Source organism: Lysinibacillus sp. NPDC093216, assembly GCF_050280325.1.
In the GTDB taxonomy this organism is placed as follows: Bacteria; Bacillota; Bacilli; order Bacillales_A; family Planococcaceae; genus Lysinibacillus.
The window spans coordinates 1-9,774 of the sequence record NZ_JBNNVB010000052.1 but is presented as its reverse complement, the minus strand read 5'-3'; the positions used below and the strand labels follow the sequence as shown (position 1 = coordinate 9,774).

Here is a 9,774-nt window from a genome sequence, read left to right as displayed (position 1 = left end):
AGTAGCGATAGTAGCCTGTATTAACAAACTGCTTCATTGGATTTATGCTTTATTAAATAGAAAAGAAACTTTCTTGGATATAGCGTAATTAACGGTTATAAGTAATAAAGAGAAAACCTTCCAAAAGGTTTTTGGAGGGCTATTTGTCATGCTCAAAATAGTATAACATAAGGTTAATTAGAATTTTAGAGAAAAATATTGACATCCTATTAGCTGGTTTTGTTTAATTAGAGCAATCGCTTTTTCATTAACGGGGCAGAAGAGTTAAAGAAGAACATCACTGAATGGACAATATATATATTGTTTCCTTAGAGGAAAATAATGTTAAAATTAAATCACCAAGCTATATGTTGCCGGAGGGGATTTTTAGTGTTGAGATTTGTTGATGACTTAGCAGGTGCTATATATGATATTTTTAAATTTATTATAAGGTCGATTAGCTATTTACTTGCAGGGGCGATAATTGTTGCAGTTCCAATGTATTTGATAGTTTGGATATTCGGTTTATTTCAGTAATCATATTCAACTAACCCGTGCTTTACTTCAAGAGGATTCCACAGAAATCCCATCGTTTTCTTCTCAACTAACGATGCAGTTTAGTGCTATAAGAAAATACTATACGAGGGGGGAACAGGTTGAAAAAAATAATATTATTTTTTTCTCTACTAGGTGTTTTGTTAGTTACTTCGAGTTGCTTGAATGAAATGGTTGGGCAAAAAATAACTGTGCAGAAACGAACTGGTGAAGATAATATTTTTGAAGATTTTAAAGAAGTCAATCAAAGAAAACAGGTGGAAAAAGCAATAGATATAGTAAAAAATGCTGATTGGGAAAATAAAAAAGTAGAAATGACAAGCTATGCTGATTACCAATTTCAATTTCCATTTAAGAACAATAGCGAAAACAAAATAGCCTCTTATTCACTTTGGATTAGCATAAGTGGTGAAAATTTAGAAATTGTTACGAATAGCGATAGATATGTGAAATTAACAGAGCAAGATTCAGCAAATCTATATGAGATTTAACTGGAGAAGAATTAATAAAGTAATTCTTTTTCTTGTATACTATACAACTAAACCAGCTAATAGATTGTCAATAAAAATCTTTTAAATTAAAAAACACTAAAAAGCGCAACTCAAATAACCCTTCGAATTCAAATTGGAAGGTTTTCGTTAAAATTGAAAATGTTGTTACTGTATTGTTTCTTGGAATGGTGTTTTCGTTTTTAACATGGCATAAATCCAGTGTAAAAGCTTATTAGCGCAAGCAATTATAGCTACTTTATATGGTTTGCCTCTTTTCGTTTTAAATCATAGAAAGCTCGTAACCGCTTATTTCGTGCTATAGTTTCAGGTGTTGTTTTCTTTTTCCGACTATCTCGAATAGAACAACGAACAGCTGTATAAAGCATGTGGCGAAGCCTAGCCGAGCCGCGTTTAGTAATGTGATTTTTCGTGCCTTTAAAGCGACCTGATTCAAACACACTGGGATCTAGTCCTGCAAAGGCTACTAACTTTTTCGGATGATTAAACCGATCAATTTCTCCGATTTCTGAAATAATCGTTGCAGCGATTTTTTCACCAATACCGGGAATTGATTGGAGTAATTCATATTCTTCAAGTTGTGCCGCTAACTCTTCAATCTCACGCTCCAACGTAGAAAGTTGTTGGTGGTACACTTGCAGTAAATCAATATACATATTCAAACTGATTAGAAGACTTTGATAAAGAGTTAATTGAAATGGATTGCGTTCTGCGGCTTCGATTAATTTTTCCGATCTTTCAAGCGCCCAATTAAACGAACGTGCTTTGCAATGTGTATCAATGAATTGTGCGATCTTTTCTACACCTGCTTCTTTAACTGATTCAGAAGTAGGGTAAGCTTGTAAAGTTTTTATGGAAATCCCAGCGTATAAATCGCCAAAAACTCCTTTGTACTCAGGGAATATTTGATCTAATACGGCTTGAAATTGAAGCTTTGTTTGAATCATAATTCCAGTCATATTTTCATGTTGTCTAGTTAGATGCCGAAGGTTTAATAACTGTACACCACGCTTTTTCTGAGGCGCTAAATCCTCTTTGTAATACAGTTCGCCTAAGTGATAAGCATCAATGGCATCTGTTTTGGTTTTTCGCAAGCTAGAACTTTTTGCTCGGTAAGATACCAGTGGATTTACGATAATGACAATGTATTCTCTTGCTTCTAAAAACTGTACAACTGGTGCATGATAGTGACCCGTTGATTCCAAAACAACAGGTGGCTTCATCTCTGTTTGACGCTCTAAATCTAATAAATAAGAGTGTAACTCTTCCAATCCATCCACCGTATGATCAACTTTCACGCTGCTTTTATAGGGCATTTTTTTATCCAAGAACATTTGAACCTGACTTTCACCTTTTGCGACATCCAGACTAACTACTGGATTCATAGTTTATCTCCTCCTAAGGTAGTGTATTGACCGGTAACCTCTATCTAGCTTGTTATTCATATCTTCGCTTGTTATACGAGATCGTAATGTCCCAACCAGCCTAATCATGTGTTAACAAGTAGAGGGCGAACAGTTTAGTTGTCGGGATCCAATCCCACGGGTGCTTCCGTTCTACCCCGGCTACTATCAATCTATAAATTGAATAAAAAATAGTCAACCAGATTTACTCTGGCTGGCCTTATAATACGAACGGGTGCTTTACTTGAAGAACATTGTGTTGCATATGCAGCTCATTTTTTCTTATTGAACTCCCATGAAAGAACTTAATCACCTTTCATTTTCTGTGGTGTAGCGCTGGTTTTTGCGCTACATGGATGGCTAACGGGGCAGGTTTGTTTAAGACAGGTAAGCTAAGGGTTAAATGTACGGATATCATAGACGGGCATCACTTCATTCAACATTTACATTTGATGATTAGAAATGGGAAGACAATACAGGAGAAAATCTGTCGGTAACAAATCGAAAACGACCTTTACAAAAAAACACTCCCGAAGGAGTGCTCACCGCTTTAGTTCAAAAAGGTAAAATCCATAGTCTGTGGAAACACCGGAATAACCCATTTGTCGGAGCATTGCGGTAATATTACCACGGTGATATGTACCGTGATTAACCACGTGCCTAACGAGATCCTTGTAATTGGCCCGCAACTCACCGAATTTAAGCGGATACTCAGATATTTCCTCTAAATCATCTTGGTGGTTCAAGATAAACTCTTCATATCGAGCCGCAATTTTAGCAAAATAAGCCTCAAAAGAGTTGAGCGTGGCATCTTTTACCTCTTCAAGTGAACTCGTCATCGCAGCATAGATTTCCTCAGGACTTTCATGGGACATTATGCTGAGCCAAGTATTATCCACAGAATAGATATGTGCTAATGCGTCGCCAATGGTAGGAAATACACTATTTAGTGGTTTACGGTACAGATCATCAGGAAGTTTCCTTAAATGTTCAAAAACTCTTTTATTAGCCCAAACATGGTAACGAAATAGTTCAAGCGTATCTTTCATTATATACCTCCTGGATCCTGATGTTTTTTCCAATAGTATGGTGTTCCATATATCGAAACGAATCCTTTAACTATTATGCACGATAAAATGGATCTTTCAACCATTATGCACGGACGTTCTTTCAGACGAATTCCATGACCATCCTTCTGTCGCTAACGGGTGCTTTAGTTGCATATGCAGCTCTTTTTTTATTCTTGAACTCCCATGAAAGAACTTAATCATCTTTCATTTTCTGTGGTGAAGAGCTGATTTTTGCGCTTCATGGATGGCTAACGGAGCAGGTGAATTGAATAAGATAAGGTATAAGGTTTGAATTTAATAGTGTAAAGGGGGTGGAAAAATGAAAAGACCTTTAGGAGTATCTTTAATTAGTTGTTTTTACATTTTCGGTGCAGTTGTATTGATTATCACAGCCATATTTTTTAATCAAGATGCAAATGAATTTGGCATAGCAGATAGGTTCGGTTTACCAAACTTTCCAGAACAGCTATTTAGGATTATATTGGCAGTTGTTTCCCTTATCATCATATATGGTTATATACGTTTAAAAAGATGGGGATTTTGGTTGATGATTTTATATTCATTAGGATTTGGGCTAATAAGCTATATTCTATTATTCTCATATAATCAACAGCCGTTTATTGGGAATTTTATTTGGTCAGTAATCGTTTTAATTTATACATTTTGTGTTAGAAAGTCCTTTTTCCACGTAGAAAAAAGTGTATAACTCACTTATATGCTAAACTGGTGAAAATTCAAACCAATAATTAAGGACTTTGTGAAGTATTGTACTTAAACTCCCATGAAAGAACGAAATAATCTTTCATTCTCTGTGGTGTATCGCTGGTTTTTGCCCTACATGGATGGCTAACGGGGTGCTTTTCTTGAAGATCATTGAGTTGCATATGCAGCTCTTTTTTTCTTTTGACGGATTGTAATATTAAGTGCAACACCCAGAAGTAAATATAAAAGAAGCCCATAACGACCTCGTGTAGAATGTAGTTACCACACAAACATTCAAATGGAGGAATCGTTATGAGCTATACCCATCTTACCCTATCAGAACGTGTAAAAATAGAAACATACCTGGAACTTGATTATCCGATTCGTAAAATAGCTAAACTCTTAAATCGTCAACCTTCTACGATTTCCAGAGAACTAAAACGCCACGCTGGTAGTACGGCTGAAGAAGCGCAAATACGTTACCACCAAAATAGATCCAACTGTGGTGCCAAGTCAAAATGTACGCCAGAAGTTTGTTTTGATAAAACCATTTGATATTGCCGTAAAAATAGCGGTTCTCTCTGCACAATTAGTTGCACCTAGAGAAACATTTTCTACGTTTACTCAATTAATTACAGCTCCATCTTTTAGTAATAATGCTACTCCAACTGGGAATTTGGAATAGGGTACGTATGCCTTCGCTTTCATCTTACGTGCACTTTCCATTAATAACTCTAAAGTATCTTTAAAAGTGAAGATGCCTCGATGAGATAAACATCGAGGCATTTTTAGGGCTAAATATGTGAAAGGCTGTTTTCAGTTCAAAATTATTCAGTAGTTAACTTTTTATTACTTCTTAGGCTGTAAATCCTCAATTGAGTCAATGTCCATATATGCAGGAACTACAAATCCATTTTTTGTACCTTTTAAGTTCTCACCTAAATCAACTAAGTCATCCTTATATTTTTCATAAAAAGAGCTATGTGTTGTTGGTAACCAAGCAGCTACTGTTGCATCAGATACGCCTGTAGCGATAGCTTGAAACATAATTGCAGGATCTACAGGTGTGATTGTGACAGTGTATCCGAGTTCTTCAAATACAGCCTGTAATACACTACTCGAAGCTCTTTCTGAATCCCAAGGTGTTGAAGCTAATTCAATTTCTTTTCCGCTTACTTTTTTCGTATCTTTTGTCCACTCATTTACTTTGTCTTGGTTTTCTTCTATCCATTTGTCTGCTGCATCTTCAAATGAACTCGTTTGTGCTTCAAACATTACAGCTTCCATATCTTCTGGTTCCCAATAAAATCTATCCAAAATTGTATACGCATCCGGTAAGTCCTTTTCCAAGCCCTTACGCGCAAGTGTATTGATATTTTCCGATCCACCTAATGTCCCTTGAGGATCTTCTAAAAATTTCAAATCATAAGATGAAAACATCCAATGTGGTGTCCATCCGGTAATAATAATTGGATCTTCATTTCGAATAGCCTGCTCTAATGAACCTAACATCCCAGGTGTAGAACTTTGTTCAAGCTCCCAGCCTTTTAAGTTTTCATATTTCTCTATAGTATTTTCCGCCAGACCAGTCAACCCAGCTCCTGGTTCAATTCCTATAATCTTATAGTCCACTTGCTCCCCTATGCTTGGCGTAGTTCCTGTTGAATTGCCATTGTCTTTTTTGCTATCTCCATCTCCACAGCCTGTTAAAAGTAACGAAATAGCTAACCCTAAAGTGAGTCCTACAGATTTCAATTTCATCTTTTTTCATCCCCCTAGTTTGAAAACTTAGAGTTTTAGCGACTTCCTAAGAAACCCTTTATTAAAAATTTTTTACTCTGCTACCAAAAGTAACAACTTGATTTTAACCACAGGTTGTTACTTTTGTCAAACCACTTAATCTTTTAAATACCCATTTTTGCACGTTTACTAACATAATTCTTCACACAAAAAAAAGCCTTTAACGGCTCTCAGTTCTTTATTTTAAAAAAATAAAAATAGCCTATCCATAAGGTTATTTTTCCGTGAGACATTTCCATAATTTGTTTAATAAATAGAATGAATATATTAAAATGAAGGTAAAAGATGATATTGTTTACTAATTCCTAATAAAACGTAATTATTGGTTGGGGGATAAAAAATTGAACAGAAATTCAATAGCAAATATATTCTTTTTTACAGGAAGCATTTTGCTCATATTAAAATTACCATTTGTAATGGGGTATTCAGGGGTATGGAGGCTTTAATTCCTCTTTATAGAACAATTCACAAAGAAGATAGGCATCGATGGCATCCGTTTTTACTTTTCTCAAACTGATCCTCTTGCCTTATATGAAATTAACGGATTAATGATGATCAATAAATATCCTCGTTCTTCTAAATGATGTATGACAGGAGCACCATAATGTCCTGTAGCTTCTAAAATGATTGTAGGCTTCATACCAGCCTCGTTTTTTACAGGCTTTCTCCTTTTGAAATATCCAGACCAACGACTGGATTCATTCTTAATCTCCTCCTTAAGGTAAAGTTGTGATCACCTCTGATGGTGAGGTGAGAAATACAGATACACTTAGCGTTGAATGGAAGTTCTGTAATAAACTAATACAAAATAGTTAGTAATATCATTTATATTACTATAGGATGAGGATGGTTTTAATCTAGTTTCATTAGTGCAAAATGTGAACTGTTACACTTAAACTAACGGAGGCTTTAGTCAAGTGGAGCAAAGTCTTTTAAGACATTGCTCCTTTTACATTTAAAAGTACTTCTGATAATACTCTTTCCTTAGCCTCCCGCTTAATTGAGCGTAGATCCTAGTTGTTTCGCTTTTCTCATGCCCCATAAGACTTTGTATGACTTCTATGGGAGCTCCATTGTTCAACAAATGAGTTGCATAGCTGTGTCTAAGTTGGTGTGGATGAATTTCTTTATTGATTTCAGCACGATTGGATATCCGCTTGATGATGTATCGCATCTGGGCAACACTCATTTTATGTGGCTGCCTTACTGTCACAAAGATGGCGGGATTATTGTCAGTACGGCTTTCAATATAACGTTTAAGCCATATGTCACAACGCGTGTTAAAATAAACCTCCCTTTCCTTATCACCTTTTCCTCTAACGATTGCGGATTGATTGGACCAATTAATATGGTTCTTTTCTAACGCAACTATTTCTCCAATTCGGCAACCAGTAGAAAACATGAATTCGAAAATTGCTTTTTCCATTGCGGAATGACAGGATTCACGGAGGTGTTCAATCTCCCGTTCTGTTAAATACTTGGGTATCCGCTTACCTACTTTCGGTTCTTTAATTTTGGAAGTTGGATTCTTACTCAGGTATCCTTCTTCATGAGACCAACGAAAAAATGATTTCATAAAGCGGATACGGTGTGCAAGACTGGCTGGTTTTAAGTGCTTGCCGGATATATCAAGATATTCCTTCAGTTGATTGGTGTCAAGCAATTCCATCTCTATATCCTTAAAATAACCAATTAATAGAAAAGACTGTAACCGGTAGGCCTTCAGCGTTTGTGGCGAAAAGCCCTCTATTCGTTTATCTGCTTCAAACAAAGTCCATGCTTTTGACAGTAACAATTCCATTCCCCCTAAAATAGTAATATAAAAGGGATTATTGCCAACTTAATAGAATTCTAGACATAGGAGTGATTGTACTAATGGGCAGTTTTGTTGAAGAAGATAGCCAAATGAGAAGCAACAATCATTGAGAAAACAGCCTAATAAAAAGAATCCATTTTCTCAAAATGGATTCTTTTTATTGCACTAATTGTTACTTGTATCTAGTTCATTCTTGTTTTCAACCATCTTATCGGTTCTCTTCGTGATTAAAACAGTTTGCTCTTCAATAATAGTACCAATTTATACCCCTCCTTTTAATTGACATTTTGTTGATTATTCAATAAAATGTCGTATATAATGCTATTATGAGAAATATAACCAATCATACAAAAAAGGATGTGGAGAAGTGGCAAAAAATGTGGATTTACGTGTATTAAAGACGCAAAAGTTAATAAAGGAAGCTTTTATCTCCCTTATAGACAAAAAGGGGTTCGAATCTATTACAATTCAAGATGTTGCAGATGAGGCTTTTATTAATAGGGCAACATTTTATTTACATTACCAAGATAAATATGATCTACATGAAAAAATCAGCAACTCCTATTTGAATGAATTAATGGATGCAATAGATATTACCTTTCATTTTAAAAAAGGAGAGGTTAACGTCAATCGATTTAAAATCACATTAAGAAAAGTAATTGAAAATATCGAGAAGAACAAATTATTTTATCAAGTTATGTTAGGAACAAAAGGGGTACCTAATTTCACCAATAAGATTGAAAAACTATTATCAAACAATTTCAAGATTACTTTTACTTCTGTTTATGGGGACTTAGATCAATTGAAGGTTCCTATGGATTTGATACTCAGTTTTATCAGCTCCGCGTATATAGGTGTATTGAAGTGGTGGCTTAGTGATGAAGGCAGCACTTATTCAGTTGATTTTATAGTCGAACAGCTTACAACTTTAATTACAAAGGGTCCTATTAACGCTATAGGATATAAAATGATTTTTAATGAGGAAGATAATTAGATTAGATGGAGGGAAACTAATAATTTAATTGAAGCACCTAAAGTTCTCAAGGTAAATATTATTATATTCATTTGGAGGGGTATTATGGAGAATTCTCATAGAATAGCTATAATTGGTGGGACAGGAAAGGTTGGACGTTATATTGCTGCTAAAGCATTACAGAATGGGTACCAAGTTCGTATGCTTGTTAGAAATCCAGATAAGTTAACTTTAAGAGATGATAGGATTGAGATAGTAGAAGGGAATGTACAAAACTTTGAGGATATTCAAAAACTATTAAAGGATTGTCAAATAGTTATAAATACTTTTGGTCAGCCAATTAAGGAAGAGCCGATTTATAGCAGTGTAACTAAAAAAATACTTGAGATTATGGAAGATTTACAAATAGATCGTTATATTGGTGTTACAGGCGGTTCACTTACTATTAATGGAGATAAAAAAAGCATTATAAATAGAGTTGGAGCAAAAATATTTGAAATCATCTATTCTAAAATGATGGTAGATAGGAAAAAGGAATGGCATATTCTTAACGGTAATAAATTAATTAAATGGACACTAATTAGGCTTCCATTTATAGATAACGGCAATGAAATAGGATATATAAAAGAAAATCTTGTAGATATGCCCGGAACAAAAGTCACTAGTCAAGATATTGCGACTTTTATCATCAATCAAATTGAAAATCCAAAGTATGTACATAAGGTACCGTTTATCTCAAATTAATTTAACTAATTTAAGTATTGTTTAGGTAGCACAAGGCTTAAATGCTTAATTTAGGTTATTCCGCAATAGGACGTGATTGTTGAAGAAGCGTCGTAAACTCCCATGAAAGAACTTAATCATCTTTCATTTTCTGTGGTGTAGCGCTGGTTTTTGCGCTACATGGATGGCTAACGGGTGCTTTAATGGAGCAACGGAAAAAGCCTAATTTCTTAATTTTAATAAG

Annotated in this window: 8 protein-coding genes and 4 pseudogenes; 6 read left to right on the top strand and 6 right to left on the bottom strand. The window is 34.9% G+C overall.

Annotated features, from left to right (window positions below):
* Window positions 1–369: 369 nt before the first annotated feature.
* The gene (locus ACQKOG_RS26715; protein WP_402875260.1) at window positions 370–516 is read left to right on the top strand and encodes a hypothetical protein; all 147 of its coding nucleotides are present in this window, start codon (window positions 370–372) and stop codon (window positions 514–516) included.
* A gap of 119 nt (window positions 517–635) precedes the next feature.
* Window positions 636–1,025, top strand: coding sequence for a hypothetical protein (locus ACQKOG_RS26710; RefSeq protein WP_427448577.1), 390 nt, complete (start codon window positions 636–638; stop codon window positions 1,023–1,025).
* Between the two features lie 165 nt (window positions 1,026–1,190).
* Here ACQKOG_RS26710 and ACQKOG_RS26705 read toward each other — a convergent pair.
* Both ACQKOG_RS26705 and ACQKOG_RS26700 read right to left on the bottom strand, forming a co-directional pair.
* A pseudogene (locus ACQKOG_RS26705) lies at window positions 1,191–2,428 on the bottom strand (IS110 family transposase).
* Between the two features lie 560 nt (window positions 2,429–2,988).
* Entirely contained in the window at window positions 2,989–3,495 is a 507-nt protein-coding gene (locus ACQKOG_RS26700; protein WP_402875266.1) for a DinB family protein, read from the bottom strand.
* A gap of 340 nt (window positions 3,496–3,835) precedes the next feature.
* Here ACQKOG_RS26700 and ACQKOG_RS26695 point away from each other — a divergent pair, with 340 nt between their 5' ends.
* Entirely contained in the window at window positions 3,836–4,222 is a 387-nt protein-coding gene (locus ACQKOG_RS26695; RefSeq protein ID WP_427448576.1) for a hypothetical protein, read from the top strand.
* Between the two features lie 308 nt (window positions 4,223–4,530).
* A pseudogene (locus tag ACQKOG_RS26690) lies at window positions 4,531–4,752 on the top strand (helix-turn-helix domain-containing protein); the annotation flags it as partial.
* Window positions 4,753–4,764: 12 nt separating this feature from the next.
* Here the strand turns inward: ACQKOG_RS26690 and ACQKOG_RS26685 are convergent.
* The 4 genes and pseudogenes from ACQKOG_RS26685 to xerA form a co-directional block, all read right to left on the bottom strand.
* A pseudogene (locus ACQKOG_RS26685) lies at window positions 4,765–4,944 on the bottom strand (cytidine deaminase); the annotation flags it as partial.
* A 123-nt stretch (window positions 4,945–5,067) separates the two neighbouring features.
* Window positions 5,068–5,979 carry a glycine betaine ABC transporter substrate-binding protein gene (locus tag ACQKOG_RS26680; RefSeq protein ID WP_402875272.1) on the bottom strand — a complete coding sequence of 304 codons (912 nt, stop codon included), beginning with the start codon at window positions 5,977–5,979 and terminating at the stop codon, window positions 5,068–5,070.
* A 476-nt stretch (window positions 5,980–6,455) separates the two neighbouring features.
* A pseudogene (locus ACQKOG_RS26675) lies at window positions 6,456–6,720 on the bottom strand (IS110 family transposase); the annotation flags it as partial.
* A 253-nt stretch (window positions 6,721–6,973) separates the two neighbouring features.
* Window positions 6,974–7,813, bottom strand: coding sequence for a site-specific tyrosine recombinase/integron integrase (gene xerA / locus ACQKOG_RS26670; protein ID WP_402875275.1), 840 nt, complete (start codon window positions 7,811–7,813; stop codon window positions 6,974–6,976).
* Window positions 7,814–8,201: 388 nt separating this feature from the next.
* On the opposite strand from xerA, the gene ACQKOG_RS26665 reads away from it, so the two are divergent.
* Window positions 8,202–8,828, top strand: a complete 627-nt coding sequence (locus ACQKOG_RS26665; RefSeq protein ID WP_402875278.1) for a TetR/AcrR family transcriptional regulator — start codon at window positions 8,202–8,204, stop codon at window positions 8,826–8,828.
* 84 nt (window positions 8,829–8,912) lie between these two features.
* Window positions 8,913–9,551, top strand: coding sequence for an NAD(P)-dependent oxidoreductase (locus tag ACQKOG_RS26660; protein ID WP_402875281.1), 639 nt, complete (start codon window positions 8,913–8,915; stop codon window positions 9,549–9,551).
* Window positions 9,552–9,774: the final 223 nt, after the last annotated feature.